We start from the raw sequence: 26,950 nt of genomic DNA on the forward strand, positions 1-26,950 counted from the left end.
GAGATAAACATGATTACACCCCCATTCATTCTCTCTATCGCCGGTGGCGGCAGCACCTATACGCCCGGGATTGTGAAAAGCCTGATGGTGCAGCTGGACAAATTCCCGCTGGCGGAAATTCGCCTCTACGACATCGATGAAGCGCGGCAGAATACCATCGCGCCGGTGGTGGAGAAGGTGATTCGCGATCACAGTCAGAGCATCAAATTCACCGTCACCAGCGACCCGGAAGTGGCCTTCAGCGGTGCCCATTTTGTCTTCGCCCAGATGCGCGTGGGTCAGTACAAAATGCGCGAGCAGGATGAGAAGATCCCGCTGCGTCACGGCGTGGTTGGCCAGGAGACCTGCGGCCCGGGCGGGCTGGCGTATGGCTTACGCACGATCCTGCCGATGGTTGAACTGATCGACATGGTCGAGCGCTATGCGCATGAAAAAGCGTGGATCGTTAACTACTCCAACCCGGCGGCCATCGTCGCAGAGGGTGTGCGCCGCCTGCGACCTGACGCCCGGGTGCTGAACATCTGCGATATGCCGGTCGCGGCGATGCGCAATATGGGGGCCATTCTGGGCGTGGATCGTCACAAGCTGGAGGTGGATTACTTCGGTCTGAACCACTTCGGCTGGTTTACCCGCGTGCTGGTGGATGGCGAGGACAAACTGCCGGAGCTGCGCCGCCATGTCGCCAGATTTGGCCTGCTGACGGAAGATGCGGCTAAAACCGACCCGCAGCACTCCGATCCATCCTGGGTGAAAACCTGGCGCAACATCAAGCCGATCATGGATAACTTCCCGGAGTATCTGCCGAACCCCTATCTGCAGTACTACCTGATGCCAAACCAGATCGTGGAGCACCAGAACCCGGACTATACCCGCGCCAACGAAGTGATGAACGGTCGCGAGAAAAAGCTGTTTGCGGCTGCGGAAGAGTATAAACAGACCGGGATCCTGCCGGATGCGTTCCACGTGGGGGTACACGGCGAGTTTATCGTGGATGTGGCCCGCTCGCTGGCGTTCAACCTGCGTCAGCGCCATCTGGTGATGGTAGAAAACCGCGGGGCGATTACTAATCTGCCGTATGACGCCATGGTTGAAGTGCCGGCCTATATCACAAGCGAAGGGCCAGAGCCGATCCGCATCGGCCAGGTGCCGCTGTTCCACCAGACCCTGCTGCAACAACAGCTGGCCTCGGAGCAGCTGCTGGTAGAGGCCACCATCGAAGGCAGCTACGAGAAAGCGTTGCAGGCGTTCACCCTGAACCGCACCGTGCCAACCATGGAGCATGCCAAAGCCATTCTGGACGAGATGATCGAAGCTAACCGTGAATACTGGCCTGCATTGCAGAAAGCGTGGCAGGACGGAGAAGCGGTGAAAAAATAAGGGCTTGCTCGCGAGTTGAACGTGGTTCCCTTGTCGGTGTCAGAAAAAACACCGACAATCCATTATTGGATTCATTTATGGAGGCAACCATGTCCACCTCATATTTTGTCGCAGCCGACTGGCTGATTGAGCACAGTGACGATCCTGAAGTCCAGATCCTCGACGCGCGCATGGCGCCGCCGGGGCAGGAGCATCGTGACGTTCCCGCGGAATACCGCGCCGGGCATCTGCCGGGGGCGGTATTTTTTGATATTGAAGCCCTCTCCGATCACACCTCTCCCCTGCCGCACATGATGCCGCGCCCGGAAGCGTTTGCGGTCGCCATGCGCGAGCTGGGCGTCAGCCACGATAAGCATCTGGTGATTTATGATGAAGGGAATCTCTTCTCCGCACCACGGGCGTGGTGGATGCTGAAAACCTTCGGCGTGGAAAAAGTGTCGATTCTGGCGGGCGGGCTTGCGGGCTGGCAGCGGGCGGAGCTCCCGCTCCAGCAGGGCGATGTTTCCCTGCCGGACAGCGATTTTGAAGCCACCTTCGACGCCGGGGCGATCAAGCGCGTCACCGACGTGCTGCTGGCGAGCCACGAACAGACCGTACAGATTGTCGATGCCCGCCCTGCCCCGCGCTTTAACGCCGAGGCCGACGAGCCGCGCCCTGGCCTTAAGCGCGGCCATATCCCAGGCGCACGTAACGTGCCCTGGGGCGATCTGGTGTTTGAAGGCGAGCTGAAAACCACCGATGAGCTGCGTGAGATTTTTGCCCGTCAGGGTGTGGATCTGCATCAGCCCATCGTCACCAGCTGCGGCTCGGGCGTCACCGCCTGTGTGGTGATCCTGGCGCTGGCTACCCTCGGCAAAACCGACGTGACGCTCTACGACGGGGCGTGGAGTGAATGGGGTGCCCGGGACGATCTGCCGGTTGAACCGGCGCAGTAATGGATAACCGCCTGGCGACATTGTTATCGCGCGGGGAGACCCTGACCCGCGCGGAATATCGCGTGCTGGCCCATCTGACCGGGCATCCACTGCTGGTGGGTCAGATCACGGTGCGGGAGCTGGCGCAGGCGACCTTTGTCTCTACCGCCACCATTATGCGCCTCTGCCGCAAGCTGGGGTTTAGCGGCTTTAGCGAGTTCATCTGGCACTGCAAGCAGCTATTGAGCGACACGCCGCACATTGCCGCCGAAAGCCGTCAGCCTGCGGAGTTGCCCGCGCTGTTCAATCAGTTTATCGCCAACTATCAGCAGACCTTTCAGTGGGCGACGGCGCAAAAGCGCCACTATTTTGCCGAACTGCTGCGGGAAAAAGAGAGCTTCTTTCTCTACGGGGCGGGCTTTTCCTATCTTTTTGCCGAGTACCTGACCAAAAAATTGCAGGTGCTGGGCAAGACGGCCTTTATCTCCGGCCCGGGCGACAGCCGTAATATCTTTCTCAGCAACGCCTCGCGCTATCAGGTCTTCATCGCAGTCTCGCGCAGCGGGGAAACGGAACAGGTTCTGGATAAGGCGCGCATTGCGCAAAACGTGGGGATGACGGTGGTGGCTTTTACCCGCGCGTCGGCGAATAGCCTGGCGGGGATGGCGGATCTGCATTTTGCTTTGTACGACGAAGCGGTGCATTTCGCCGCCGAAGCCGCAGGGGTGACCTCGTTTGAGTCGAACCTGGTGCTGCTGATGGATTTACTGCTGCTGGAAGCAACGGGGTGAGTGCCACCCCGTAAGATTCAGATAATGCGGTTGTTTTTGAAATCGCGCAGGAAGCCACCCCAGCGGCGCTCATAGAACGGCGTGATGTGCTCGGTGATAAAGTGGCTGATGCCCTTCTCCCCCGCCACTACCCGGCAGATATCGATCGGCTCGTCGCCCGGCAGGGTGTCGGTCGCCACGCTGCCCGCGGCCTGAATGATGTCGTCGATCTCGCCATCCGCCTCGATACCAATCAGCAGTACCGGCTGTTCGTCAGCCTGCTCTTTGATGGAGCAGAGAAACGCGCGCTTAACCGGCTTGAGGGTCTGGAAAAGGGTGGTCAGGGAGTCGATCATCTGCGCCGGTGGCTCGGCCACTTCCGACAGCAGCAGCGACTCGCCGCCCTCCAGCACCTCCTGGGTGCTAAGCGGGTTGCCCTCTTCGCCAATCAGATGGCTGATTTCACGCGGGGTGAACTCTTTCCCGGTCGGCAGTTTGGCATTCAGAAACAGGGTTTCGCCCAGCGTCATCTCAAACAGGGTGCGCACCGGCATCACCACGAACGCCTGCTCATCTTCAACGGCTTGCTGTAAGGCCTCAAGGGAGGAGAAGAACGGGATCACCGAGGTGCCGTCGTCTTTTTCCCAGTGCAGCAGATCCAGGGCGCTGTCCTCAACAACCTGCTCGCCTTCCGCCGCCGTACCGGGCACCCAGACGGTGGACTCCAGCAGCGCGCGGAAGAATGCCGGACGATGGGCGGGCTCGGTGGCCGCTTTCTCCAGCAGGGTTTCTAATTCGTTTTTGGTTTCTGACATAGTTTCACTACTTCAAAAAACGCCGGGTGGCGCTTTGCTTACCCGGCCTACAACACCCGTAGGCCCGTGCAAGCGCAGCGCCGCCGGGCAAGCTAATTACTCTGCCGTCAGCAGGTTCGCAATGGTACGCACGCCCAGACCGGTCGCACCCGCGGACCACTGTTCAACCGCCGCTTTACGGTAGGTCGCGGAGCAGTCGATGTGCAGCCAGCCTTCGCGATAGTTCTCGACAAAGTGCGACAGGAAACCGGCGGCGGTGCTTGCCCCTGCCGGATAGGCCGCGCTGGCGGTATTGTTCAGTTCGGCAAAGTTCGACGGCAGCTGGCTGCGGTGGAACTCGGCCAGCGGCAGACGCCAGAACGGCTCGTTCTCGGCGGCGGCGCTCGCCAGCAGGCGGTTTGCCAGCTTATCGTCGAAGCTGAACAGCGCGTGGTAGTCGTTGCCCAGCGCGGTTTTCGCCGCCCCAGTCAGGGTCGCCATGTCGATAATCAGCTCTGGTTTTTGCGCCGAGGCATCGATCAGCCCATCCGCCAGCACCAGACGGCCTTCGGCGTCGGTATTCATCACTTCAACGTTTTTGCCGTTGCGGTAGCGAATGATGTCGCCCAGCTTAAAGGCGTTACCGCTGACCATGTTGTCGGCGCAGCAGAGCCAGAGCTTCACGCGTTTGTTCAGGCCGCGGGTGATGGCAAAGGCCAGCGCACCGGTGATGGTCGCCGCGCCGCCCATGTCGGACTTCATGGAGTCCATGAACGCGCTCTGCTTCAGGCTATAGCCGCCGGTGTCAAAGGTAATGCCCTTCCCGACCAGGCAGGCGAATACCGGGGCCGCTTTATCGCCGGTTGGGTTGTAGTCCAGCGCCAGCAGCACCGGCGGGCGCTCAGAGCCGCGACCCACGGTGTGGATGCCCATATAGTTCTGCTCGCGCAGATCTTCGCCTTTGGTGATGCGGTAAGAGACGTTGTCGCCCGCCACCTTGCTCAGCAGATCGACAGCACGCTGCGCCAGCTGCTCCGGACCCAGCTCTTCCGCCGGGGCGTTGATGGTGTCGCGCACCCAGTCGATAATGGTCAGACGGCTTTCCAGCTCGCGCTTGCCGGCTTCGTCCAGATTAGCCCACTCAATTTTACGGCTGCCTTTTGGCCCTTTATAACCGGCCCAGAAGGCCCAGCTACGATCGGTGTCCCAGCCTTCGCCGTCGAGTAACACATGTTTAATGCCCAGGCCGTCAATTTTACGCGCCGCGCGCTGGATCAGGCCTAAATCGTCGCTGCCGTTCAGGTGCAGGGTAATACCGTCGTTGTTGATGCTGTAAGTGGCTTTTTCACCCCAGCGCGCATCGGCAGGCTGAGTAGAGAGCGTAATCTTCATCGCTTCGGTCATTTTATTTTTCCTTATTAGCAACAAGCAAACGGGCCGCCTGAAGGCAGCCCGTTACGTTTTTATTCTGCTTCGTCCAGCCAGACTAACAGAATCGCCTCCAGAATTTTTTCATTGGATGCGTTGGGATCGTCGTCAAACTCTTCCAGATCGCAAATCCACTGATGCATATCGGTGAAGCGTACGGTCTTCGGATCGAGATCCGGGTTGGCGTCGTACAGCGCCTCGCCGATTTCACGGCTGTCTGTCCACTTCAGTCCCATATTAATGCTCGCGTGCGTGGTTAAGCGTATAACGCGGAAGTTCGACCACCAGATCTTCATCGGTGACGCGCGCCTGACAGCTCAGACGGCTTTCCGGCTCCAGACCCCATGCTTTATCCAGCATGTCGTCTTCATCTTCTGTGCTCTCCGCCAGGGAGTCAAACCCCTCGCGGACGATGCAGTGGCAGGTTGTGCAGGCACAGGATTTTTCACAGGCGTGTTCCACTTCAATACCGTTACGCAGGGCAACGTTAAGGATGGTTTCGCCGGTCTCAGCTTCCAGAACTGCGCCATCCGGACAGAGGTCCGCATGTGGCAGAAAAACAATCTTTGGCATATTAAACCTCGTCCACGGAGTGGCCTTTCAGCGCGGTACGGACAGACTGGTCCATACGACGAGCGGCAAACTCCTGGGTTTGTTTATCAACGTTTTTAATCGCTTGTTCTATGGCGTCAGCATCATTGCCTTCGGCCACCGCAATCAACTGTGCGACGGCATCGTCAATGGCCTGACGTTCAGCGGCGCTTAGCAGCGCGGCATCAGCAGTGAGTGCGCTATTCAGGCTTTCCAGCACGCGTGCGGCTTCGACTTTCTGTTCGGCCAGCATACGCGCCTTTACATCCTGCTCAGCAAAACTCATTGAGTCCTGAATCATGGTGGCGATCTCATTATCGGTCAGACCGTAGGACGGTTTCACCTGAATGGAGGATTCGACACCGGTCGATTTTTCCATCGCCGTGACGCTCAGCAGGCCGTCCGCATCCACCTGGAAGGTCACGCGGATGTGCGCCCCGCCTGCAGGCAGCGCCGGAATGCCGCGCAGGGCGAAACGCGCCAGCGAACGGCAGTCCTGAACCAGCTCGCGCTCACCCTGCAGCACGTGGATCGACATTGCAGTCTGGCCATCTTTAAAGGTGGTGAACTCCTGCGCGCGGGCCACCGGAATGGTGGTGTTACGCGGGATCACTTTCTCCACCAGGCCGCCCATGGTTTCTAACCCGAGGGAGAGCGGGATGACATCCAGCAGCAGCATTTCGCTGTCCGGCTTGTTGCCGACCAGAATATCGGCCTGGATAGCGGCGCCGATAGCGACCACTTTATCCGGATCGATAGAGGTTAATGGCGTGCGGCCAAAGAACTCGCCCACGCGCTCACGCACCAGCGGCACACGGGTTGAACCGCCGACCATCACCACCTCCAGCACCTCTTCGGCTTCCACGCCCGCATCTTTCAGCGCGCGGCGGCAGGCCAGCAGGGTGCGTTTCACCAGCGGGGCAATCAGTTCATTGAACTGCTCGCGGCTGATGTCGCCTTTCCAGCCCGCCACCTCAACGGTCACGGAGGAGGCATCGCTTAGGGCGATTTTGGCGGCAATGGCCGCATCCAGCAGCTCGCGCTGGACGCGCAGGTCGCTGCGATCGGCAATCCCCGCCTGCTCGCGGATGTGATCCGCCAGCAGATGGTCGAAGTCGTCACCGCCGAGGGCAGAGTCGCCGCCGGTCGCCAGCACTTCAAACACTCCTCGGCTCAGGCGCAGGATGGAGATATCAAAAGTCCCGCCGCCGAGATCGAATACCGCGATCACCCCTTCCTGGCCGGAGTCGAGACCATAGGCAATGGCGGCCGCGGTCGGCTCGTTGAGCAGACGCAGCACATGCAGGCCCACCAGACGCGCGGCATCTTTGGTGCCCTGACGCTGGGCGTCATCGAAATAGGCCGGCACGGTGATCACCACGCCATCCAGCTCGCCTGAAAGGGTCGCGGTGGCGCGGGCGGCCAGCGCCTTGAGAATATCGGCAGAGACGCGGATCGGGTTCAGTAACCCTGCGGCAGTGGCGATCATCGGCAGGCCATTTTCACTTGCCTGCAGCTGATACGGCAGATGGGGATAACGGTTCTGGATATCCGCCAGCGAGCGGCCCATCATGCGTTTTACCGAGCTGATGGTGTTGGCAGGATCCTGCGCGGCATTTGCGCGGGCATCGAAGCCCACGCTGTGGCCCTGAGGCTGATAGTGGACCACAGAAGGCAACAGATGTTGACCCTGCGCATCCGCCAGCGTCTCAGCCTGGCCGCTGCGCACGGTCGCCACCAGCGAGTTTGTGGTGCCTAAGTCGATGCCCACCGCCAGACGACGCTGGTGCGGTGCGGCACTTAAACCTGGCTCACTAATTTGTAATAAGGCCATAATCGCTTCCGAAATTAAAAATCGAGCAGCTTTTCTTCGAGTTGTTCAGCACTGCTTCGCAGTTTATCGAGAAAACGCAGCTTGCGAACGCTGTCCGCTGCCACATCCCACGTCTCGTTATTCAATTGGTTAACCATCTGCTGATGGCGGGTATCGAACATCCCTTTTACGCGCTTGATAAAGCGCTCCAGACGGGCTTCGTCTTTGGCCTGTTCAATCTCATCCAGCTCTTCACGCAGCTCCAGCTGTTCCATCAGGAACGCGGTGTCGCGGACGGTGTGTTGCTCACTGGAGAGATCAAACCCGTGACGCGAAAGCAGATATTCTGCCCGGCTCAGCGGATTGCGCAGGGTTTGCCACGCCTGATTGATGGTCGCAGAGTGCTGCACCGCCGCCAGTTGTTCCGCCTGCGTACCGCTGGCGAATTTATCCGGGTGATACTGACGTTGCAGATCCTGGAAACGGGCCGCCAGCGCCTGAGTATCAATTTCATACCCGGCTGGTAACCCAAAGAGGGTGAAGTAATCCATAACAATCTCAGGGTTAGCTGATTAAAGCAAACCCCACACACAGCCTGGCTGCGGTGGGGTTAACAGGTGATGCGCAATTATACGTGGAAGCTTTCGCCGCAGCCGCACTCGTCTTTCACGTTCGGGTTGGTGAACTTAAACCCTTCGTTAAGACCTTCTTTAACAAAGTCCAGCTGAGTGCCGTTCAGGAACTGCAGGCTTTTACCATCGACCACCACCTTCACGCCTTTGTCTTCGAACACGGTGTCTTCCGCCGCAGGTTCGTCAACAAATTCCAGTACATACGCCATACCGGAACAACCGGAGGTGCGTACACCCAGTCGCAGGCCAAAGCCTTTGCCACGGTTTGCCAGGAAGGCGCTTACTCGCGCGGCAGCGCTGTCGCTAAGGGTAATCGACATAACAACCTCAACTAATTATTTTGCTTCACGTTTGCTTTTGTAATCCGCAATTGCGGCTTTGATCGCATCTTCCGCCAGGATAGAGCAGTGAATTTTCACCGGCGGCAGTTCGAGTTCGTCAGCAATATCGGTATTTTTAATCGCCTGCGCTTCGTCCAGAGACTTGCCCTTTACCCACTCGGTAACCAGGGAGCTCGACGCGATTGCGGAACCGCAACCGTAGGTCTTGAAGCGCGCGTCTTCAATGATACCTTCATTGTTGACTTTAATCTGCAACTTCATCACGTCGCCACACGCTGGTGCACCCACCATGCCGCTGCCCACGCTGTCGTCGCTGTTGTCGAAGGAGCCCACGTTACGTGGATTCTCGTAATGATCGATAACTTTTTCGCTGTATGCCATGCTGAATTCTCCTTACAAACCGATTAGTGATGTGACCATTCAATGCTGTTCAGATCCACGCCTTCTTTGTACATTTCCCACAGTGGAGAAAGATCACGCAGACGGCCAATGGAGTTGCGAACCAGTTGGATGGTGTAGTCAATCTCTTCATCGGTAGTAAAACGACCTAAAGAGAAGCGGATAGAGCTGTGTGCCAGTTCGTCGGTCATGCCCAGCGCACGCAGTACGTAGGACGGCTCCAGGCTTGCGGAAGTACACGCAGAACCGGAAGAGACGGCCAGGTCTTTCAGCGCCATGATCAGCGACTCGCCTTCAACATAGTTGAAGCTGACGTTGAGGATATTTGGTGCGCCCTGCTCGAGATCGCCGTTCAGGTAGACCTCTTCCATATCCTTCACGCCTTCCCACAGACGGTTGCGCAGCGTACGCAGGCGCGCCATCTCGGTTTCCATCTCTTCTTTGGCGATACGGTAAGCTTCACCCATGCCCACGATCTGGTGAACAGGCAGCGTACCGGAACGCATGCCGCGCTCGTGACCACCGCCGTGCATCTGGGATTCGATGCGGATACGTGGCTTACGACGCACGTACAGCGCGCCGATACCTTTCGGGCCGTAGATTTTATGGCCGGAGAAGGACATCAGGTCCACTTTCAGCTGGCTCAGATCGATAGGCAATTTGCCCACGCTCTGGGTCGCATCCACGTGATAGATAATGCCGCGCGCACGGCACAGCTCGCCGATTGTCGCGATATCCTGCACCACGCCGATTTCGTTGTTAACGTGCATGATGGAGACCAGAATGGTGTCGTCACGCATTGCCGCTTCGAGCTCTTTCAGGTCGATGATACCGTTGCGCTGCGGAGCGAGGTAGGTTACTTCAAATCCTTCACGCTCCAGCTGACGGCAGGTATCCAGCACGGCTTTGTGTTCAGTTTTGCTGGTGATGATGTGCTTGCCTTTTTTCTGGTAGAAATTAGCGGCACCTTTAATCGCCAGGTTATCGGATTCGGTTGCGCCAGAGGTGAAAACAATTTCACGCGGGTCGGCACCAACCAGCTCGGCAATCTGGTTACGGGCGATATCTACCGCCTCTTCAGCATGCCAGCCAAAACGGTGTGAACGGGAAGCTGGGTTACCAAAGTTTCCGTCCAGGGTCAGACACTGCATCATTTTCTCGGCAACACGCGGGTCCACCGGCGTGGTTGCGGAGTAGTCGAGATAAATCGGTAATTTCATTGCTCTATAAACTCCGTACATCGCTTCAATGCAAGGAATCAGGCAACCGGCTGGATGTACGACCGAGTACACGGGGCGTTACGCCCCGGCCTGATTCTGAAATACTTATCTTTTTATTACGCGCGTAATTTGACGTCGATAGCGTCCTGCGCGCGGGTATTACGATGGGAATCGTGGCTGTGCTGACGGCCTGATACATCCAGAACTTCCTGGTTATTTACCAGCTCACCGAGGGTGATATTGTTCAGGAAACCGGTCAGACGGTCGCTCAGATCGCGCCACAGCGCGTGCGTCAGGCATTTGTCGCCGCCCTGACAGCCGCCTTTACCCTGGCAACGGGTCGCGTCGACGGATTCGTCAACTGCGCTAATCACTTCACCAACCGCAATACTGCCCGCGTCTTTACCTAACAGATAACCACCGCCAGGACCGCGAACGCTGGAAACCAGGCCATTTTTACGCAGTCGGGAAAAAAGCTGTTCCAGATAAGAGAGGGAGATTCCCTGACGTTCAGAAATATCAGCCAATGGAACCGGGCCCGCTTCAGAGTTGAGCGCAACGTCCAGCATCGCGGTCACGGCATAACGCCCTTTAGATGTCAGTCTCATGTCTTACTTAACCTCAAACTCGCCCCTGCCCGGGGTTTTTTATTGTAAAGTGGGGGTATTGCATAGCAGGGCCAAGTCTGACATTCCTGACTAAAATGGTCAACTATTTACTTGACTGATTTAGTCAGGTATTTAACCTTCTGTGCGCTCATCAGTTTTTGCCCGGCGGCGCTTCGCTTGCACGGGCCTACGGGTTTCGTAGGCCGGGTAAGCGCAGCGCCACCCGGCGCCACACCGCACTACTCTTTATTCTTCTGCTCAATCGACGCCAGAATACCGCGCAGGATGTTCAGCTCCTGGCTCTCCGGACGGGCGCGAGTAAAGAGGCGGCGCAGACGATTCATCACCTGACCCGGATGACCGGCGCGGATAAAGCCGGTGGCGAGCAGGGTCTGCTCCAGATGGCCGTAGAACCGCTCCAGATCGTCCACCAGCGGATAAGGCGTCTCTTCCTGCGCGGCGGGAACATCTTTTTCCTGGGTTGCCAGCCAGGCCATACGCACCTCATAGGCGATGACCTGCACGGCCATGGCCAGGTTCAGCGAGCTGTACTCCGGGTTGGCGGCAATGGCGACGTGATAGTGACACTTCTGCAGCTCATCGTTGGTCAGCCCCACGCGCTCACGGCCAAACACCAGCGCCACCGGCGCATGCTGGCCTTCGCTGATGCTTTTCAGCCCGCATTCACGCGGGTCGAGCATCGGCCACGGCAGGGTGCGGGAACGCGCGCTGGTACCCACCACAAGGCTACAACCCGCTAAGGCTTCATCCAGGGTATCGACGATCTGGGCATTGCCAATCACGTCGCTGGCCCCTGCCGCGAGGGCAATGGCCTGGGAGTCGGGTTTGACCAGCGGGTTAACCAGCCAGAGATTGGTTAAGCCCATGGTTTTCATAGCGCGGGCTACGGAGCCCATGTTGCCGGTATGCGATGTTTCGACCAGCACGATTCGGATATTTTGCAGCATAATTTTTCTGAGTATGGAGAATATTCGATGATGTTATCATAAACGGAAGACATATTCCGATCCCGCTGCTATACTCTGCGCCGTTTTCGTTTCCCCGTTCTTTAACATCCAGTGAGAGTAACCGATGCAACATCCTATGTTGACCATCGCCGTGCGCGCAGCGCGCAAGGCGGGTAATGTAATTGCCAAACACTACGAAACACCCGATTCCGTAGAAACCAGCCAGAAAGGCAGCAATGACTTTGTGACCAACGTTGATAAAGCGGCAGAAGCTGTAATTATCGACACCATTCGCAAATCTTACCCGCAGCACACCATCATCACCGAAGAAAGCGGTGAGCATGAGGGCGAAGATCAGGATGTTCAATGGGTTATTGATCCACTGGATGGCACCACCAACTTCGTTAAACGTCTCCCACACTTCGCTGTTTCTATCGCTGTACGCATCAAAGGCCGTACCGAAGTGGCCGTGGTTTACGATCCAATGCGTAACGAACTCTTCACCGCCACCCGCGGTCAGGGCGCACAGCTGAACGGCTACCGTCTGCGCGGCACCAACGCTCGCGACCTCGACGGCACCATCCTGGCGACCGGCTTCCCGTTCAAAGCCAAACAGCACGCCCCTGCGTACATGAAAATTCTGGGCAAACTGTTCACCGAGTGCGCCGACTTCCGCCGTACCGGCTCCGCTGCGCTGGACCTGGCTTATGTTGCCGCTGGCCGCGTTGATGGTTACTTCGAGATTGGCCTCAAGCCGTGGGACTTCGCCGCTGGCGAACTGATCGCGCGTGAAGCGGGTGCGCTGGTGTGTGATTTCACCGGTGGCCACAACTACATGCTGTCTGGCAACATCGTTGCGGGTAACCCACGCGTGGTAAAAGCCATGCTGGCGAACATGCGTGACGAACTGAGCGAAGCGCTGAAGCGTTAATCTCAGCAGGCGGGTGAAGATCTTTCACCCGCCTCTTTTCCTGCCCTGCCCGCCCCAGACAATTAACGATTACTGCAGCAGTGACAGCAGTATACGAATGAAGGTATTGGTGACCATCGCCAGCACCGCCATGCCGTTAAACAGCGCAAAATACCGCCCCCCTTTTTGACACCGTGCCTCCCCCAGCCACTGATGCAGCAGACAGGCGATACCGCCCGTCGCCAGTCTGGCTAACAGCACGCCAATCATGGTGGGGACGAATAGCAGCCATCCTGTCAGGATCAAATCATGCTCCCGCGCCCCCAGCAGTAGCCACACGATTTGTGAAGGCATATAGAAGCTCAGCGCGAAAATGAGCGGCAGCCGAATATTGCTCCGGGGACCTTCAGCGCTTTTCCGCCAGCACAAGGCATCGCGAACCAGCAACACACCCAGTACCAGCGTGGCGAAATAGCAGACGTAGTTGAACGCTGCGACAAAGCGCAGCAATACCTCGTGGGAGAGATTCTGCGTAAATCCGATGCGCCAGAAAACAATGACAAAAAAACCGCCCTGCAGGATCCAGCTGCGCACTATCCAGTCAAAGAATTGCCTGGCCGAAGGCTGGTTATGCAGCATCCAGGCGACGAGAGGTATTTTGCTGTAGCCGGGATGCAGAAAAGCCAGCACAAAACCGGCCACCAGCAGCTTGCCGTACATGGCGAGCGGAAGCGTGTCGATGCTGGTTTGCCCCATACCGATAAGAAAATAGAGGGTGGAATAGATGCGGGGGAGATCTTCAGGCCACCAGCTCGCCAGTTCGGGCCAGAAGCAGACGAGCGCCAGGCCGACAGCAGGCCGGACCCGGCGGCTAACCAGAGATTGCGTGTTGAAACAGTAGTATTATGATCGGTCATCGTGACTCCTTGTCATGACCCCAAAGCAAAGCTTGCAAACTAAAACATCCCTGTCGAAGCGACAATCATATCCCGCCATTTTGGGATTTTTGCCCGGCAGGGACGACTAAAACGGCCTCAGCCCTCTGCCCACCGGCACCGCGCTCAGCCACATGATGACTGCCGCCGCCAGCAACACCACACCGCCCGCTAATGCCAGCGTCGTCCATCCGACCTGTCGCCACAGCACCGGCGTTTTATTGCCGCTGAGCCTGACCGCCAGATGGCGAAAGCCGTGCACCAGCAGTGCCAGCGAAGAGATGGTTAACCCCGTTCCCGCCGCCATCGCCAGCGCCGAGGCCACACCCCAGCTGAATACGCCGATCACCTTACTGAACAGCAGCACCATAATGGCCCCGGAACAGGGCCGCATCCCCATCGACAGAATAATCATCAGCCGCGTCCGCCAGTCGTCCGCGCCCTGCATCTGCCCCGGCGTGGGCAGATGTTGATGGCCGCAGCCGCAGTTTGCGTCGTGGACGTGATGCGGGGTAAAGGCTTTGAAGGTCGGTTTGCGCAGCAAGGCGCGCAGTTTTTTCAGCGCCCGCCAGCAGAGCATAATCCCCAGCACGCCCACCAGGGCGTAGCTGCCCTTCTCCAGCCAGAAGCTACTCATGTGCAGATCCCGCGCCGGGAGCCGCAGCAGCATTAATACCCCCACCACCAGGGCGATCGCCACGCCCCCCTGTAATAAAGAGGAGGCCAGGGTTAAGCCGATGCTCGATTTCAGTTTTGAGGGGTGGGTAGCAAGCCAGGTGGTGATAACAATTTTGCCATGTCCCGGCCCCAGCGCGTGCAGCACGCCATAGAGGAAGCTGAAGATCAGCAGTGACCCGCCTGCTGCCGTCGGGTTATCGGCCACCGCTTTCAACAAACCGCTCATCTGCTGGTTGACCTCCCGCTGCCAGAGAATGCTCTGGCGCATCACCTGCGGCCACGCCTGCCATAACCACACGGCTCCCGCCGCCGCCACAACGAGGAACAGCGCCAGCGGCCAGAGATCCCACCCACGTCGCGCGCGCATTACTGACATTGTAAGGTCACCGTCTGGGCAAACTGTTTGCCGAGATTCATATCTTCCGGCGGGGCATCATCTTTATCCAGCGAGCTGGCAAAGTTGAGCGTCTCATCGCTGGGCTCCGGGGTATCGATAGTGAGGGCGCATTGACTTTTCAGGCCGTCAGGCAGCGTCACGTCACTATCCTCTGCATAGCTCATGTCGACGTAATAAGAGGGATCGAAGGTCGAGAAGGTGTACTTTTGTCCGGCCAGCGGCTGGGGCTCCGCCAGCGGCAGGATAAATGTCAGCACCGCCTGGTGATCAATGCGGCTCATACCGTACTGAGTGGGGCGGTTAAGAAATTTCACCTTCTCCCCGTTATGCCAGAACTCGGTAAAGTAGTGCTGGCCGAGCACGTTGGCCATGACCTCCGCCGCCAGCTTTTTCCAGATTTCATCCCCGGGCTTTGCGTTCCCGGCATCATAAAGCAGATCGGCGGATGTTAGCTCGTCCATTACCCAGCGCATTTTCAGGCCGGTGACCTGCTCATCCTTCACCATGATTTGCGTTTTCAGGGTGATAAAGCTGTGAGGGTGCGCGACGGCGGAAAAAGACAAAACCGCCAAAAAAAGCGCAGTTGCGCTGCGTTTAACTATTTGCATCTCATCCTCACGTCAAAAATTCTGTGATGTTCACCCGCATTCCTGAAGGAAAGCCCGGCATCCCGTGCTATGGCGTACATCCTTTAGCTATTCTTATCAAACACACTCACTGGAACCCGACAGATGATGACGACTCTCGAAATGCCATCTGCACTTTCCAGTTCGCAGCGCCGCTGCCAGGTTCTGTTGATGCTCTATGTGCCAGGCTTTCGCGCCACTCTGCAAAGCATCGGGGAAATCAATGGTGTCGATGATGCCCTCTGCCGGCAGGATATCGACGAGATGCGCATGGAGATCCAGCGCTATCACCAGCTCGACATTGCGACACAGCATGATGGCTGCTACCTGCTGGAAGGTAGCCACCTTAATCAACGCTTATGCCTGCTGCACTGGTTGCGCCGGGCGTTACGCCTCTGCCCCCACTTCATCGCGCAGCAGTTTACCCCATCTCTGAAGATCGCGCTAAAGCAGCTCGGCATCGCCCGCACGTTATATGACGACACTAACCTGCAGGCGCTGGTCAATTTCTGTTCCCGCCGACTGCAACGGCAGTTTGAATGCCGTGACGCGCAGTTTTTACAGCTCTACCTGCAATACTGCCTGCTCCAGCACCATCTGGGCCAGACGCCGCAGTTTACAGTGGTTCAGCGTAACTGGACCCAGTCGCGTAACGAATATCTGATGGCGCAGGAGATTGTACGCCACTGGCAGCGCCGCGTGGTGCAGGTACCCCACGCGGATGAACAGCTGTTTCTGGCTCTGCTGTTTATGATGTTGCGTACCCCCGATCCGCTGCGCGATGCGCACCAGGAAGATGAACGCCTGCGCCACGCCATTACCCGGATGATCGACCGCTTCCGGGAACAAACGGGGATGCATTTCAGTGACGAGCAGGGACTGACCGCTCAGCTCTATATCCACCTTGCCCAGGCGCTGGACCGCTCGCTGTTTGGCATTGGCATCGACAACAGCCTGCCGGAGGAGATCCACCGCCTCTATCCGCGCCTGATGCGTACCACCCGGGAGGTGCTGTTTGAGCTGGAGTCCGAATTCGGCCTGCGGTTCTCCGAGGAGGAGGCGAGCCTGGTGGCGGTGATCTTTGGCGCCTGGCTGATGCAGGAGACCGATCTGCATGAAAAGCAGGTGGTGTTGCTGACCGGTGAGGATAAAGCGTGCGAGGAGCTGATTGAACAGCAGCTCCGGGAACTGACCCTGCTGCCGCTGAACATTCGCTATGTGACGCTACAGTCTTTTCAGAAGGAGGGTGCCCCGCGCGAAGCGGCCCTGGTGGTCACACCTTACACCACCGCCCTGCCGCTGTTCTCGCCGCCGCTTATCCATGCCGTCGAGGCGTTGAATGCGCAGCAGCAGGAACATATTCGCGCCATGCTGGAAACTTAGCGCACTGCCACGCGCGGACGCAGCAGAACCGCGGGCAGCGCCACCAGCGCCATCACCCAGAAGACCCCGTGACCCAGATGCTGGTAAAGGAAACCGGCAAACACGGTCATGATGGCAATACTGCCCCCCATCGCCACGGCGGAGTAGACCGCCTGCAGGCGGATCACGTCGCTGCCTTCGCGCGCCGCGATATAGCGCATCGCCGCCAGGTGGCACACCGTAAAGGTGCCGCAGTGCAGGATCTGCGCCACAATCAGCCACGGCAGCTCCGTGGTCCAGCCCATCAGACCCCAGCGTACAATCCCGCAGAGGGCCGATAACAGCAGCAGGTCCCGGGCGCTGAAGCGGCGAAACAGCCTGTTGCTGAGAGCAAAGATAATCACTTCCGCTACCACGCCCAGCGACCAGAGATAGCCGACAGCGGAGGCTGAATACCCGGCTCCCTGCCAGTAGATAGCGCTGAAGCCATAGTAGGCGGCATGCGCCCCCTGCAGCAGACAGACGCAGGCCAGAAAACGCCAGCTCTGGGCGACAAGCGATCGCCAGGCGGGCCAGCCTGCGCTCTCCTGCTGACGGCTCTCCCCCTGCGGCATGACTGAAGGACGCAACAGCATACCGAGCAGCATCGACAGGATCCCCACGCTCAGCAGCGCCAGAATCGCACGATAGTCGTAAAGGCTCACCAGTTTGCCCACCAGCGCCGAGCCAATCACAAAGGCAATCGAGCCCCACAGCCGCACCCGGCCATAGTCCATGGTGATCTGCTTTTGCCAGGTATTGGCGAGCGCGTCGGTCAGCGGGACCAGCGGCGAGAAGAAGAGGTTAAAGCCCACCATCACCACCATCAGCCAGGCAAACTGCTGGCTGACCCAGAAACCGGCCATAAACACCAGGGTGAGCAGCGCCAGCACGCGTACGGCTTTGATTAACAGGGAGGGATCGCTGACGCGCGGCGCAATAAGCAGGCTACCGAGAAAACGTGCCACCAGGCCCGAGCCCAGCAGAAGGCCAATCATCTCCGGCGTAAGGCCAATTCCCTTGAGCCAGACGCTCCAGAAAGGCAGAAAAATACCGTAGCTAAAAAAGTAGGTGAAGTAGCTGAGCGCCAGCCAGCGTGTGGAATGCAAAACCATGAATCCCTCCCGTTTTGGAGGCGATAGTCTGGCGGCAAAAACGGGCTGGCGCAAGGGAGTATTAACAGCGGTTTAACAGTTTCGGCGAGCCTGTTCGACGGCGATTTCCATCGCAAAACGACTGCTCTCTCCCTGGGCTAACGCCACCAGGCCAGGCTGCCCGGCCATATGGTGGGCATTGACCGGATGGCTCTGGGGCTCAAGACATAAGAACGATTGGCCCGACATTCTGAACAGCATCAACCACGGAGTTTGCGCTGTAATTGTGATATTCATCACATCATGATCCAGGGTCGCCACGCCGTTCCAGCCGGAATAGCCGACGTTCAGCCAGCGATCGCCACCATGGCGTGACGTGCTGAAATCGACATCCGCCGGGATATTGCTCTGCCAGGCTTGCGGTAAATGGTGTGCACCTTCCGGCCAGTAGCCGCTGGCGGAGAAGCGCAGGCGGCTTTGCGCATCAAAACAGAACCACGGGTGAAAGCCCAGGCCGTACAACACCGGCGCCTGACCAAGATGGGTGAGCGTCAGCTCCGCCCGCAGAACGTTCCCGCGCAGCTGGTAGCGCAGCCCGGCCTGATAATCAAAACCGCACTGATGCTGGCTGCGCAAGGTGAGGACGCACGCCTTGTCGGAATGCGAAGCTATCTGCCAGCGCGACTGCCAGCCGTCACCGTGCAGGAAGAAGCGCTCATCAACCGGACTTTGCGGCAGCACCACCTCCCGCCCCTGAAACCAGAAGCGATTCCCCGCCACCCGGTTTGCCAGCGGCACCATCGGAAACAGCGCGCTGTCGCCGCCGTTCCATAACACCGGCTGCCCGCAGGTCAGGGAAAAGAGTTCCTGTAACCCGCCGCCCTGCGGGTTGACGCGCATCCGGAGATGCGCGTTTTCAATCAACAGCGTTTCCATTAGTGCACGCGCTCAGCATGATTTGCGGAGGCAACCTTGCCGTGCTGTTTTTCCAGCTGTGCCTCCAGCGCCTCCAGCGTCACGCCTTTGGTCTCCGGCACTTTACGCAGAATGTAGAGATAGCCCGCCGCGCAGATCACCCCGTAGAGCAGGAAGCTCCCCGCAGCACCCAGACCGGCATTGAGCAGCGGGAAGGTGTAGGTTAACATGAAGCAGGCGATCCACAGCGCCAGCGTGCCCACGGACATCGCCAGGCCGCGCACGCGGTTGGGGAAGATCTCCGACAGCAGCACCCAGGTGACCGGCGCCAGCGTCACGGCGTAGATGGCAATCGCCGCCAGCACCAGCAGCAGCACCGGCCAGCCCATGATGTTCATGGCGTAGGCGCTGGCAATCAGCACGTAGATAATGGTCAAGCCTGAGGCGCCGAGCAGCATCAGCTTGCGGCGGCCAATCTTATCCACCAGCGGCAGCGCGGCGAGGGTAAAGACCAGATTAATGATGCCGGTCGCCACGATCGATTTCAGGGTGTCGTTGATATCAAACCCGGCGGAGGCGAAGATCTCCTGGGCATAGTTGAAGATCACATTGATCCCGCACCACTGCTGGAACATCGCCAGCACGATGCCGATGATGACAATCGGTTTGACCTGCGGTTGCAGGAGCGTGGAGAACGCCACCTTCTGGGTGTCTTTCTCCAGGGTGTGGGCGATCTCTTTTAAGGTCTGACTGGCGTACGCCGGGGTGCCAATACGCTCCAGCATGGCGCGGGCACGCTCTGGCTTGCCCGCCTTCATCAACCAGCGCGGCGATTCCGGGACAAAGAACATCAACACCAGAAACGCCAGGGCGGGAACCAGCTCAGCGCCAAACATCCAGCGCCAGCCGGTCTGCCCGTTCCAGGTCTGAATGATGGCCTCCTGAGTGGCGCCTGCCGCTACCGGCTCGGCAATCATCAGGTTAATCAGCTGTGCGGCCAGCACGCCCACCACGATGGTCAGCTGGTTAATGGCTACGAAGCGACCGCGCTTTTCCGCCGGGCTGACCTCCGCGATATAGAGCGGACTCAGGGCGGAGGCCAGGCCGATACCGAGGCCGCCGACGATGCGCCAGACCACAAACATATCAAAACTGCCCGCCACCGCCGTACCCCACGCCGAGGCGCTGAACAGCACCGCCGAGAGGATAAGCGGACGCTTGCGGCCAAATTTATCGGCACACCAGCCGGAGATCAGCGCCCCGAAGATACAGCCCACCAGGGCGGAACTCATCGCCCAGCCGGACTGTGCCGGGTCGGTAATGGAGAACCAGGCTTCATAGAAGGGCTTGGCCCCGCCAATCACCACCCAGTCGTAGCCAAACAGGAGTCCGCCGCAGGCGGCGACCAGACAGATAGTCCAGACGTAGCCCATTTTCAGTTGTGTCTGCGCGCTATTATTCATGTTGATTCCTCTTTAAGGGAAACGCAGGGTACAGAGGGTTAACAGGTGGGTTTCCCCACCTGCGAGGTCAGTTAATGGAAAATGCCCGTGGCCTGCGCATGCTGAAACAGATGCGCTTTGTCATGGGCCGGGTTCAGCGCCAGTAAGTTCCCCAACAGGCGTTTGCAGGCCGCGAGATCGCCCAGCCCTGCATAGCCCAGCGCCTCAATGAACAGGCAATGCTGCTGGTGCTGATGACCCGCTGGCGTATCCAGTACCACCAGATCCGGGAGCGAAACCGCAAAGAAATCCGCTTCGGGCAGGTCGTCGCGATGGGCCTGCACCCACGCCAGGAATCCCTGGAAGTGGCGCTCCGCCGCGGCGGGATCGCCCAACTGGCGCAGCGCCATTCCCTGCCAGAACAGATAGTCTGCTGGCTGATCGTTGTAGTAGCGTCCGGCATCGAGAGTGGAGCCGCCCTGTGCCGCCCGGGCAAAACAGCGTTGCGCGTCGGCATGTGCGCCACTTTGCGCATGGCAGTACCCCAGCAGATACCAGATATCGTTATCGGTTTGCCCCGGCAGACGCCCCTCCCCCAGATTGTGTGGATAGTGTAATGCCGCCTGCAGCAGAGCCATCGCCTCCTGGAATTCCCCGCGGCTTATGTGCTGCAGGGCACGATGCTGCTGGTTCAGCAGATACTGCCCGGTCACTTTGCCTTCACCCCCTTCCCACGGATGGAACTGCCGCTCCTGAAGTACCTGCGCCGCAGCATCGTAGCGCCCGGAACCGTTCCACAGACTCAGGAGTTCTGCGGTGAGGTCATCGCGCTTCAGCGCCACGCGCTCCCGCTCGGTGAGCATGGCGAGGCGTTTCGCCACCGGCTGCCCGGTGAGCTTATTGAGATAATCAAGCTCAAACAGGAAACGCGGATTGTCCGGCTCCAGGGCCACGGCGCGCTGCAGACACTGCTCCGCCAGCGCCAGGTTGTGCTGTTTATTCCAGGCGTAGATCCCCAGCAGGCGGTGGGCAGGGGCAAACTCCGGCTCCTGCGCCAGGGTGGTCTGCCAGCATTTCACCGCATCGTCATAGCGGCGTTTGCTGTACCAGAAGCAGCCCAGCAGATAGCAGGCATACGGGTCGTCGTGCAGGGTTTGCAGCATCTGCACTTCATCAAGCGCATTCGGGAAACGTACCCGGTTGGCCTCGCAGCGCCGCGCCGCGGCAATATAGCGGGCACGGGTAGCAGGATCGTCGCTTAAGGCGGCCCGCCACAGCTGGGGCAACGTCTCCTGGCTGTCGAGCAGATCCAGCATCTCGCGGGCGGCGTCGCGCATGCCCATCGAGATTAACCAGCCCGCCAGCAGGCAGGCATTGGCCCCTCGACGACCAGTCACCTGCAACAGCTGGTCACAGGCAGCATCATCCCGGCTGATTGCCCAGCGGGCATAGTGCAGGGCGTAGCTCAGAGGATGGGTTTGCAGGCAGCGCTGAATGTAGTCCAGCGCTGCGCCTTCGCCCTGCACCTCTGCCAGCGCGAGGGCTTTCAGCCCCATCGCCAGGTTGTTGCTGGCGTTGGTGCTAAGGCTGATATCAACTTTTTCCAGCGCATCAGCCGCGTTGCCGCGCTTCATCGCCAGCCGCGCCAGGGATAAGAAAGCCGCATCACGGCAGTTTCCGCTCCACGAGGCTTTGTAGTAGTGATCCCATGCGGCGTCGTCCTGCCCCTGCCGCTCCAGGGCCGTCGCCAGCAGCTGGCTGGCTTCGCCGTCGCGGGGGTTTTTATTCAGACGATGGGCGCGAACCAGCGCGGCTTCGGCGCAGCGTTGCGCCAGCGCCCAGTCGGCACAGTTGAGCGCCAGCGTGCCCAGCGCCACGTTATTGCGATAGTCGTTAGCATCCAGCGCCAGCGCCCGGCGATAGTAATCTTCCGCATAGCGGCTGGCATGGTTGTACTGCTCCAGATGCTGCCCGATAAAATAGAGTTCATCGCTGTTGCTGATCTCTTCCGGCATGGCGGGCGCGGTGGCCGGATCCGGCAGCGGCGTCTCCTGCGGGATATGCTCCTGGTAGTGGAGCAGCGTGCGGCCCGAGGCCTCTTTCACCCTCAGCGTTAAGCGCTGCGGCCAGGTATCCGGCAGCGCCTGCTGCCAGCTTTCGCCCGGCATCAGGGTCAGGTGCGTCTCCCAGACCGGTTTTTCGTCGGCGGTCAGCTCGAGCCGCACATCATGCAGCGGTGCGATGGCGTAGAGGCCGAGGTAAAGCTGCTGCTCACGCCGTTCCAGCTTAAGCGCCAGCTGCGTGTTGGCGTTATGCACCTGTCCCAGTTCGCTATAGGGCAGGAAGTTCTGCACGAAGATCTTCTCTTCGTAGGGTGCAAGCCAGGTGAAATCGGGCTGGTTATCGGTAAACACCCCGGTCATCAGCTCGATATAGGGGCCGTTTTCATCGGTCAGATTGCGATCCCAGGCACGGCCAAAATCGTCATGACCCCAGGTCCACTGCTTTTTCCCCGGCGACACATGGTGGTCAGCCACGTGCAGCAAGCCGCCGCGCTCGCCGTGATGGTATGCCCCGACGAAATCGTAGTCCGATTTTTCCGCCATGTAGGAGGTTGGCACCGGCACGTTTTTGTAGCGGGAGATATCCACGCCCGCCGAGTAATCGACTTTATAGTAGGTGCCGGTGGCGATCGGGAAGGCAGAGACGGCGCGCTTGCCATGGTCAAATACCGCCGTGACGTCCGGCGGGAAGACGCTCTGGTGATCGTCCCCACCTTTCACCGCCGGATTTGCCCACCACAGGAAGTGGCGCGGCGTGGCGTTGCCGTTGAAGACTTTACCGGCGATCTCAATCAACGCCCGGTCAGGGTAAAGGGTAAATCCGGTCATCACCTGCAGGCCGCGCATCGGCTCGGCCTCGCCCAGCCAGACGGTTTGCGCCCCGTTATCCTGCTCCTGAATGGTGACGTCGACAGGCATAAAGGTGGTTGGGCGGTGGTGCTGCGGCCAGTTAAACTCGATCCCACCGGATATCCACGGCCCCAGCAGCCCCACCAGCGCCGGTTTCACTACTTCGTTGTAGTAGACGAAATCACGCTGCTGGACTTTGTCATACGCGCGATGAATACGTCCCCCCAGCTCCGGCAGCAGCATAATGCGGATGAAGTCGTTTTCCATCCAGACGGCCTGGTAATTACGGGTTTCGCGAACGCCGGTCAGGGTATCGGTCACGCCGTAGGGATAGACCGCGCCAGAGGAGCCCTGATAGACGCGCTTTTCCAGGAACATCGGGTTGGTATCTTCTGCGCCGGTGGTCCACGTCGGTAATGCCACGGTCTCCCGCCAGACCTTCACTGCTCCAGACATATTCACTCTCCAGTAAACAAATAACAGTAAAAAGCGATAAGATGGCAGTGTAGAGAGGAATTCAGCGCGCTGATTGCGTAATGCTCACGCAATATAATTAACGGAGTTTAGTGAATGCAGCTATCCGGTCTGAACAATCACAGGGTACGACAGCATAACCGCCGCACGATCATGTCCCTGGTCTGGCGCTACAAGCGCCTGAGCAAATCCCAGCTGGCCCAGCACACCGGGCTCTCTATTCCGGCGGTAAGCAAGATCCTGGATGAGCTGGTGGCGGACAAAAAGCTTGGGCATTCCAGTGAAAACCTCAGCACCCGGGGAATGAACAGCGGCCATTATCAGATCCCGGATGCGGGGCCATTAATACTCTGCATGAATGTCAGCCCCACCAGCATTGAGAGCCAGCTTATCGACGCCCGTATGTCGCCGTTAGGCGAGTTTCGCTGGACTGACGTGAACGCACAGACGCCCGAAGCGTTGTTACAGGCCATTGAGAACCTGTGGCAGCAGCAGCGCAAACAGTGGCCGGGGCAGCGCATTAATCTGGCGCTGGGGATCCACGGCCAGGTCGATACCGCCACCGGGGTATCGCAGATGATGCCCCAGGCGCCGTGGAAAAAACCGGTTGAGATTAAGTATCTGCTGGAAGAAAAACTGGGCATCACGGTGAAGGTGGATAACGACTGTGTGATGCTGGCGCTGGCAGAGAAGTGGCAAAACCCGGCCAACCGCGACGATTTTTGCGTGATTAACGTCGATTACGGTATCGGATCCTCGTTTGTGATTAATGGCCAGGTCTATCGCGGGACGCTTAACGGCAGCGGGCAAATTGGCCACACCATTTTCGATCGCGACGGCGTAGCCTGCGCCTGCGGACGCTACGGCTGTCTGGAGACGGTCGCCTCCCTCTCAGCCCTTAAAAAACAGGCGCGTTTATGGCTGAAATCCCAGCCCGGCACCCTCGGGCTTGATCCGGACAGCCTCACCAGTCTGCAGCTGATTGAGGCCTGGCGTCAGGGGAATGCTCCAATTCAGCGCTGGGCTGACGAGGCCGCCAACGCTATCGGACTGACGCTCTACAACCTGCTCAATATCCTTAATATCAACCAAATCTGGTTCTATGGCCGCAGCTGCGCCTTTGGCGAACGCTGGCTGCAGACCATCAATCGCCAGATTGGATTTACCCCCTTCGATCACGGCGATGCGGTGCGTAACCGGCAAACGGAAATCGCCTTTGGCGGCTTAACCCGGCAGCAGCAGATTATCGGCATTGGCTTTCTGTTCGTGGAGGACGCGCTGGCGGAAGGCTAGCGGAGAACATGCTGAAAGGGGGGGGGAATTTAAATCATCCTGATGGCTGATTTATGGCGAAAAGCGGAATGGCGGGGCGGCAATTTGTGTATTAGCTTTAAGATAAATCCCACCCCAAACGAGCCTGCCATGAACACACTACGGTATTTCGATTTTGGTCAGTCCCGGGCGCTGATCCTGTTGATTGCCCGTCTCGCCCTTATCCTTCTGTTCATTATTTTCGGCGTGCCTAAAATGTTCGGTTTTGACGGCACGGTGCAGTATATGGTGAAGCTGGGCGCCCCGATGCCGATGCTGGCGGCCATTGTGGCGGTGATCATGGAAGTGCCCGCCGCCATTCTCATCGTGCTCGGCTTTTTTACTCGCCCGCTGGCGGTCCTGTTTGTCTTTTATACGCTGGGAACGGCGTTGATTGGGCACCACTACTGGGATATGAGTGGCGATGCGGTAATGCCGAACATGATTAACTTCTTCAAGAACATCAGCATCGCTGGCGGATTCCTGCTGCTGGCGGTGGCCGGGCCGGGCGCTATCTCCATCGACCGGCGTTAGCCATAAAAAAGGCCGCTTGCGCGGCCTTTCTGTTCTGCGAGGCAGACTTATGCGTAAACCGGGAAGCGGGCGCAGATCTCCAGCACTTTCGCTTTCACGCGTTCGATAACCGCTTCGTCGTTGATGTTGTCCAGCACGTCGCACATCCAGCCCGCCAGCTCTTTCACTTCCGCTTCTTTAAAGCCGCGGCGAGTGACAGCCGGAGAACCGATACGGATACCGGAGGTCACAAACGGGCTCTTCGGATCGTTTGGTACGCTGTTTTTGTTAACGGTGATGTTGGCGCGGCCCAGGGCAGCGTCAGCTTCTTTACCGGTCAGGTTTTTATCAACCAGATCCAGCAGGAACAGGTGGTTTTCAGTCCCGCCGGAGACCACTTTGTAACCGCGGTTCAGGAAGACTTCCACCATCGCTTTGGCGTTCTTAGCAACCTGCTGCTGGTAAACCTTGAACTCTGGCTCCATCGCCTCTTTCAGCGCCACGGCTTTTGCCGCGATAACGTGCATCAGCGGGCCGCCCTGCGCGCTTGGGAAGACAGCAGAGTTCAGTTTTTTGTACAGCTCTTCGTCACCGCCCTTCGCCAGGATCAGGCCGCCGCGCGGACCGGCCAGGGTTTTGTGGGTAGTGGTGGTGACAACGTGTGCGTGTGGAACCGGGTTCGGGTAGACGCCTGCGGCGATTAGACCGGCAACGTGTGCCATATCGACGAACAGGTATGCGCCGATGCTGTCTGCGATTTCACGCATTTTTGCCCAGTCAACAACACCGGAGTAGGCAGAGAAACCACCGATGATCATCTTCGGTTTGTGCTCTTTGGCCTGCTTCTCCATGTCGGCGTAGTCAATTTTACCGGACTCATCGATACCGTAAGGGATGATGTTGTACAGTTTGCCGGAGAAGTTAACCGGGGAGCCGTGAGTCAGGTGGCCGCCCTGCGCCAGGTTCATACCCAGTACGGTATCGCCCGGCTGCAGCAGTGCGGTATAGACAGCGAAGTTAGCCTGAGAGCCAGAGTGCGGCTGCACGTTAGCGTAGTCAGCGCCAAACAGCTCTTTTGCACGGTCGATTGCCAGCTGTTCAACCACATCGACATACTCGCAACCGCCGTAGTAGCGCTTGCCCGGGTAACCTTCAGCATATTTGTTGGTCAGCTGAGAGCCCTGCGCCTGCATCACGCGCGGGCTGGTGTAGTTTTCGGAGGCGATCAGTTCGATGTGCTCTTCCTGACGTACTTTTTCCTGCTCCATAGCCTGCCACAGTTCGGCATCATAATCGGCAATGTTCATTTCACGCTTTAACATCCGCATCTCCTGACTCAGCTAACAAGTAAATTTTGGCCTGAAAAGGCAGTCCTGATGGACGACGGGCAACAGTATAACTGATTAGCAGAGTGATAACAGGTCTTGACAAAGGATTTTACGCAAACGTTTACCTACCCGCCACGCAAGGGTTTGAGGAATAGCGTC

Annotated in this window: 26 protein-coding genes; 7 read left to right on the forward strand and 19 right to left on the reverse strand. The window is 58.5% G+C overall.

Annotated features, from left to right (window positions below; genetic code table 11):
* Window positions 1-9 precede the first annotated feature (9 nt).
* From GNG29_RS16670 to GNG29_RS16680, 3 genes are all read left to right on the forward strand, one after another.
* Window positions 10-1,377, forward strand: coding sequence for a 6-phospho-alpha-glucosidase (locus tag GNG29_RS16670; protein WP_156655030.1), 1,368 nt, complete (start codon window positions 10-12; stop codon window positions 1,375-1,377).
* 89 nt (window positions 1,378-1,466) lie between these two features.
* On the forward strand, window positions 1,467-2,312 hold the full coding sequence (gene sseA, locus GNG29_RS16675) for a 3-mercaptopyruvate sulfurtransferase (protein ID WP_156655031.1): 846 nt from the start codon (window positions 1,467-1,469) through the stop codon (window positions 2,310-2,312).
* Complete coding sequence (locus GNG29_RS16680) at window positions 2,312-3,082, forward strand: MurR/RpiR family transcriptional regulator (RefSeq protein WP_156239569.1); 771 nt, start codon at window positions 2,312-2,314, stop codon at window positions 3,080-3,082. Before sseA ends, GNG29_RS16680 begins: the two co-directional genes overlap by 1 nt.
* A gap of 17 nt (window positions 3,083-3,099) precedes the next feature.
* On the opposite strand, the gene sseB is transcribed toward GNG29_RS16680, so the two are convergent.
* The 11 genes from sseB to trmJ all read right to left on the reverse strand — a co-directional run bounded on the left by sseB (window position 3,100) and on the right by trmJ (window position 11,855).
* Window positions 3,100-3,876, reverse strand: a complete 777-nt coding sequence (gene sseB, locus GNG29_RS16685; protein ID WP_103180718.1) for an enhanced serine sensitivity protein SseB — start codon at window positions 3,874-3,876, stop codon at window positions 3,100-3,102.
* Between the two features lie 96 nt (window positions 3,877-3,972).
* Complete coding sequence (gene pepB / locus GNG29_RS16690; protein ID WP_103180719.1) at window positions 3,973-5,259, reverse strand: aminopeptidase PepB; 1,287 nt, start codon at window positions 5,257-5,259, stop codon at window positions 3,973-3,975.
* Between the two features lie 59 nt (window positions 5,260-5,318).
* Window positions 5,319-5,519, reverse strand: a complete 201-nt coding sequence (iscX, locus tag GNG29_RS16695) for a Fe-S cluster assembly protein IscX (RefSeq protein WP_032613119.1) — start codon at window positions 5,517-5,519, stop codon at window positions 5,319-5,321.
* A gap of 1 nt (window position 5,520) precedes the next feature.
* The gene (fdx, locus tag GNG29_RS16700; RefSeq protein WP_039029728.1) at window positions 5,521-5,856 is read right to left on the reverse strand and encodes an ISC system 2Fe-2S type ferredoxin; all 336 of its coding nucleotides are present in this window, start codon (window positions 5,854-5,856) and stop codon (window positions 5,521-5,523) included.
* 1 nt (window position 5,857) lies between these two features.
* Window positions 5,858-7,708 (reverse strand): Fe-S protein assembly chaperone HscA, encoded by a 1,851-nt coding sequence (gene hscA / locus GNG29_RS16705; protein WP_156655032.1) that lies wholly within the window; start codon window positions 7,706-7,708, stop codon window positions 5,858-5,860.
* A gap of 14 nt (window positions 7,709-7,722) precedes the next feature.
* Window positions 7,723-8,238 (reverse strand): co-chaperone HscB, encoded by a 516-nt coding sequence (hscB, locus tag GNG29_RS16710; RefSeq protein ID WP_156655033.1) that lies wholly within the window; start codon window positions 8,236-8,238, stop codon window positions 7,723-7,725.
* A gap of 77 nt (window positions 8,239-8,315) precedes the next feature.
* Complete coding sequence (iscA, locus tag GNG29_RS16715) at window positions 8,316-8,639, reverse strand: iron-sulfur cluster assembly protein IscA (protein ID WP_103180721.1); 324 nt, start codon at window positions 8,637-8,639, stop codon at window positions 8,316-8,318.
* 15 nt (window positions 8,640-8,654) lie between these two features.
* Window positions 8,655-9,041 (reverse strand): Fe-S cluster assembly scaffold IscU, encoded by a 387-nt coding sequence (gene iscU / locus GNG29_RS16720; protein WP_004866383.1) that lies wholly within the window; start codon window positions 9,039-9,041, stop codon window positions 8,655-8,657.
* 23 nt (window positions 9,042-9,064) lie between these two features.
* Window positions 9,065-10,279, reverse strand: coding sequence for a cysteine desulfurase (gene iscS, locus GNG29_RS16725; RefSeq protein ID WP_103180722.1), 1,215 nt, complete (start codon window positions 10,277-10,279; stop codon window positions 9,065-9,067).
* 116 nt (window positions 10,280-10,395) lie between these two features.
* Window positions 10,396-10,887, reverse strand: a complete 492-nt coding sequence (gene iscR, locus GNG29_RS16730) for a Fe-S cluster assembly transcriptional regulator IscR (protein WP_103180723.1) — start codon at window positions 10,885-10,887, stop codon at window positions 10,396-10,398.
* 239 nt (window positions 10,888-11,126) lie between these two features.
* Complete coding sequence (trmJ, locus tag GNG29_RS16735) at window positions 11,127-11,855, reverse strand: tRNA (cytosine(32)/uridine(32)-2'-O)-methyltransferase TrmJ (protein ID WP_103180724.1); 729 nt, start codon at window positions 11,853-11,855, stop codon at window positions 11,127-11,129.
* 124 nt (window positions 11,856-11,979) lie between these two features.
* Between trmJ and suhB the strand changes: the two genes are divergently transcribed.
* The gene (gene suhB, locus GNG29_RS16740; protein ID WP_103180726.1) at window positions 11,980-12,786 is read left to right on the forward strand and encodes an inositol-1-monophosphatase; all 807 of its coding nucleotides are present in this window, start codon (window positions 11,980-11,982) and stop codon (window positions 12,784-12,786) included.
* Window positions 12,787-12,855: 69 nt separating this feature from the next.
* On the opposite strand, the gene GNG29_RS16745 is transcribed toward suhB, so the two are convergent.
* The 3 genes from GNG29_RS16745 to GNG29_RS16755 form a co-directional block, all read right to left on the reverse strand.
* A complete protein-coding gene (locus GNG29_RS16745) occupies window positions 12,856-13,521 on the reverse strand; it encodes a hypothetical protein (RefSeq protein ID WP_156655034.1) in 666 nt (221 codons plus the stop codon).
* A gap of 267 nt (window positions 13,522-13,788) precedes the next feature.
* Complete coding sequence (locus GNG29_RS16750; RefSeq protein WP_103180728.1) at window positions 13,789-14,754, reverse strand: nickel/cobalt transporter; 966 nt, start codon at window positions 14,752-14,754, stop codon at window positions 13,789-13,791.
* Window positions 14,745-15,383 carry a DUF1007 family protein gene (locus GNG29_RS16755; protein ID WP_103180729.1) on the reverse strand — a complete coding sequence of 213 codons (639 nt, stop codon included), beginning with the start codon at window positions 15,381-15,383 and terminating at the stop codon, window positions 14,745-14,747. The genes GNG29_RS16750 and GNG29_RS16755 overlap by 10 nt, the downstream gene beginning before the upstream one ends.
* Before the next feature lie 123 nt (window positions 15,384-15,506).
* Between GNG29_RS16755 and csiE the strand changes: the two genes are divergently transcribed.
* On the forward strand, window positions 15,507-16,784 hold the full coding sequence (gene csiE, locus GNG29_RS16760; protein ID WP_103180730.1) for a stationary phase inducible protein CsiE: 1,278 nt from the start codon (window positions 15,507-15,509) through the stop codon (window positions 16,782-16,784).
* Here the strand turns inward: csiE and GNG29_RS16765 are convergent.
* The 4 genes from GNG29_RS16765 to GNG29_RS16780 form a co-directional block, all read right to left on the reverse strand.
* Window positions 16,781-17,917: a 3-phenylpropionate MFS transporter gene (locus tag GNG29_RS16765; RefSeq protein ID WP_103180731.1), complete on the reverse strand. Its 1,137-nt coding sequence runs from the start codon at window positions 17,915-17,917 to the stop codon at window positions 16,781-16,783. The two genes, csiE and GNG29_RS16765, sit on opposite strands and share 4 nt — an antisense overlap.
* Window positions 17,918-17,989: 72 nt before the next feature.
* Entirely contained in the window at window positions 17,990-18,832 is an 843-nt protein-coding gene (locus tag GNG29_RS16770) for an aldose 1-epimerase (protein WP_156655035.1), read from the reverse strand.
* Window positions 18,832-20,274: a sugar porter family MFS transporter gene (locus GNG29_RS16775; protein WP_156655036.1), complete on the reverse strand. Its 1,443-nt coding sequence runs from the start codon at window positions 20,272-20,274 to the stop codon at window positions 18,832-18,834. Before GNG29_RS16775 ends, GNG29_RS16770 begins: the two co-directional genes overlap by 1 nt.
* A gap of 71 nt (window positions 20,275-20,345) precedes the next feature.
* Window positions 20,346-23,621 (reverse strand): DUF5107 domain-containing protein, encoded by a 3,276-nt coding sequence (locus GNG29_RS16780; RefSeq protein WP_156655037.1) that lies wholly within the window; start codon window positions 23,619-23,621, stop codon window positions 20,346-20,348.
* Between the two features lie 114 nt (window positions 23,622-23,735).
* On the opposite strand from GNG29_RS16780, the gene GNG29_RS16785 reads away from it, so the two are divergent.
* Complete coding sequence (locus tag GNG29_RS16785; RefSeq protein WP_103180735.1) at window positions 23,736-24,932, forward strand: ROK family protein; 1,197 nt, start codon at window positions 23,736-23,738, stop codon at window positions 24,930-24,932.
* Window positions 24,933-25,061: 129 nt separating this feature from the next.
* Window positions 25,062-25,484 carry a DoxX family protein gene (locus GNG29_RS16790; RefSeq protein WP_103180736.1) on the forward strand — a complete coding sequence of 141 codons (423 nt, stop codon included), beginning with the start codon at window positions 25,062-25,064 and terminating at the stop codon, window positions 25,482-25,484.
* A 47-nt stretch (window positions 25,485-25,531) separates the two neighbouring features.
* On the opposite strand, the gene glyA is transcribed toward GNG29_RS16790, so the two are convergent.
* Window positions 25,532-26,785 (reverse strand): serine hydroxymethyltransferase, encoded by a 1,254-nt coding sequence (gene glyA, locus GNG29_RS16795; protein ID WP_103180737.1) that lies wholly within the window; start codon window positions 26,783-26,785, stop codon window positions 25,532-25,534.
* Between the last annotated feature and the right edge of the window lie 165 nt (window positions 26,786-26,950).

It is taken from the genome of Leclercia sp. Colony189 (genome assembly GCF_009740165.1).
Classification (GTDB): domain Bacteria; phylum Pseudomonadota; class Gammaproteobacteria; order Enterobacterales; family Enterobacteriaceae; genus Enterobacter.

Coding starts and splice junctions, on each gene's coding strand:
- GNG29_RS16670 (WP_156655030.1), top strand. CDS start 10: ATGATTACACCCCCATTCATTCTCTCTATCGCCGGTGGCGGCAGCACC.
- glyA (WP_103180737.1), bottom strand. CDS start 26,785: ATGTTAAAGCGTGAAATGAACATTGCCGATTATGATGCCGAACTGTGG.
- GNG29_RS16780 (WP_156655037.1), bottom strand. CDS start 23,621: ATGTCTGGAGCAGTGAAGGTCTGGCGGGAGACCGTGGCATTACCGACG.
- GNG29_RS16790 (WP_103180736.1), top strand. CDS start 25,062: ATGAACACACTACGGTATTTCGATTTTGGTCAGTCCCGGGCGCTGATC.
- iscU (WP_004866383.1), bottom strand. CDS start 9,041: ATGGCATACAGCGAAAAAGTTATCGATCATTACGAGAATCCACGTAAC.
- suhB (WP_103180726.1), top strand. CDS start 11,980: ATGCAACATCCTATGTTGACCATCGCCGTGCGCGCAGCGCGCAAGGCG.
- trmJ (WP_103180724.1), bottom strand. CDS start 11,855: ATGCTGCAAAATATCCGAATCGTGCTGGTCGAAACATCGCATACCGGC.
- fdx (WP_039029728.1), bottom strand. CDS start 5,856: ATGCCAAAGATTGTTTTTCTGCCACATGCGGACCTCTGTCCGGATGGC.
- iscA (WP_103180721.1), bottom strand. CDS start 8,639: ATGTCGATTACCCTTAGCGACAGCGCTGCCGCGCGAGTAAGCGCCTTC.
- sseB (WP_103180718.1), bottom strand. CDS start 3,876: ATGTCAGAAACCAAAAACGAATTAGAAACCCTGCTGGAGAAAGCGGCC.
- GNG29_RS16765 (WP_103180731.1), bottom strand. CDS start 17,917: ATGGTTTTGCATTCCACACGCTGGCTGGCGCTCAGCTACTTCACCTAC.
- GNG29_RS16755 (WP_103180729.1), bottom strand. CDS start 15,383: ATGCAAATAGTTAAACGCAGCGCAACTGCGCTTTTTTTGGCGGTTTTG.
- GNG29_RS16775 (WP_156655036.1), bottom strand. CDS start 20,274: ATGAATAATAGCGCGCAGACACAACTGAAAATGGGCTACGTCTGGACT.
- iscR (WP_103180723.1), bottom strand. CDS start 10,887: ATGAGACTGACATCTAAAGGGCGTTATGCCGTGACCGCGATGCTGGAC.
- hscB (WP_156655033.1), bottom strand. CDS start 8,238: ATGGATTACTTCACCCTCTTTGGGTTACCAGCCGGGTATGAAATTGAT.
- iscS (WP_103180722.1), bottom strand. CDS start 10,279: ATGAAATTACCGATTTATCTCGACTACTCCGCAACCACGCCGGTGGAC.
- csiE (WP_103180730.1), top strand. CDS start 15,507: ATGATGACGACTCTCGAAATGCCATCTGCACTTTCCAGTTCGCAGCGC.
- GNG29_RS16745 (WP_156655034.1), bottom strand. CDS start 13,521: ATGGGGCAAACCAGCATCGACACGCTTCCGCTCGCCATGTACGGCAAG.
- GNG29_RS16770 (WP_156655035.1), bottom strand. CDS start 18,832: ATGGAAACGCTGTTGATTGAAAACGCGCATCTCCGGATGCGCGTCAAC.
- GNG29_RS16680 (WP_156239569.1), top strand. CDS start 2,312: ATGGATAACCGCCTGGCGACATTGTTATCGCGCGGGGAGACCCTGACC.
- iscX (WP_032613119.1), bottom strand. CDS start 5,519: ATGGGACTGAAGTGGACAGACAGCCGTGAAATCGGCGAGGCGCTGTAC.
- GNG29_RS16785 (WP_103180735.1), top strand. CDS start 23,736: ATGCAGCTATCCGGTCTGAACAATCACAGGGTACGACAGCATAACCGC.
- GNG29_RS16750 (WP_103180728.1), bottom strand. CDS start 14,754: ATGTCAGTAATGCGCGCGCGACGTGGGTGGGATCTCTGGCCGCTGGCG.
- pepB (WP_103180719.1), bottom strand. CDS start 5,259: ATGACCGAAGCGATGAAGATTACGCTCTCTACTCAGCCTGCCGATGCG.
- hscA (WP_156655032.1), bottom strand. CDS start 7,708: ATGGCCTTATTACAAATTAGTGAGCCAGGTTTAAGTGCCGCACCGCAC.
- sseA (WP_156655031.1), top strand. CDS start 1,467: ATGTCCACCTCATATTTTGTCGCAGCCGACTGGCTGATTGAGCACAGT.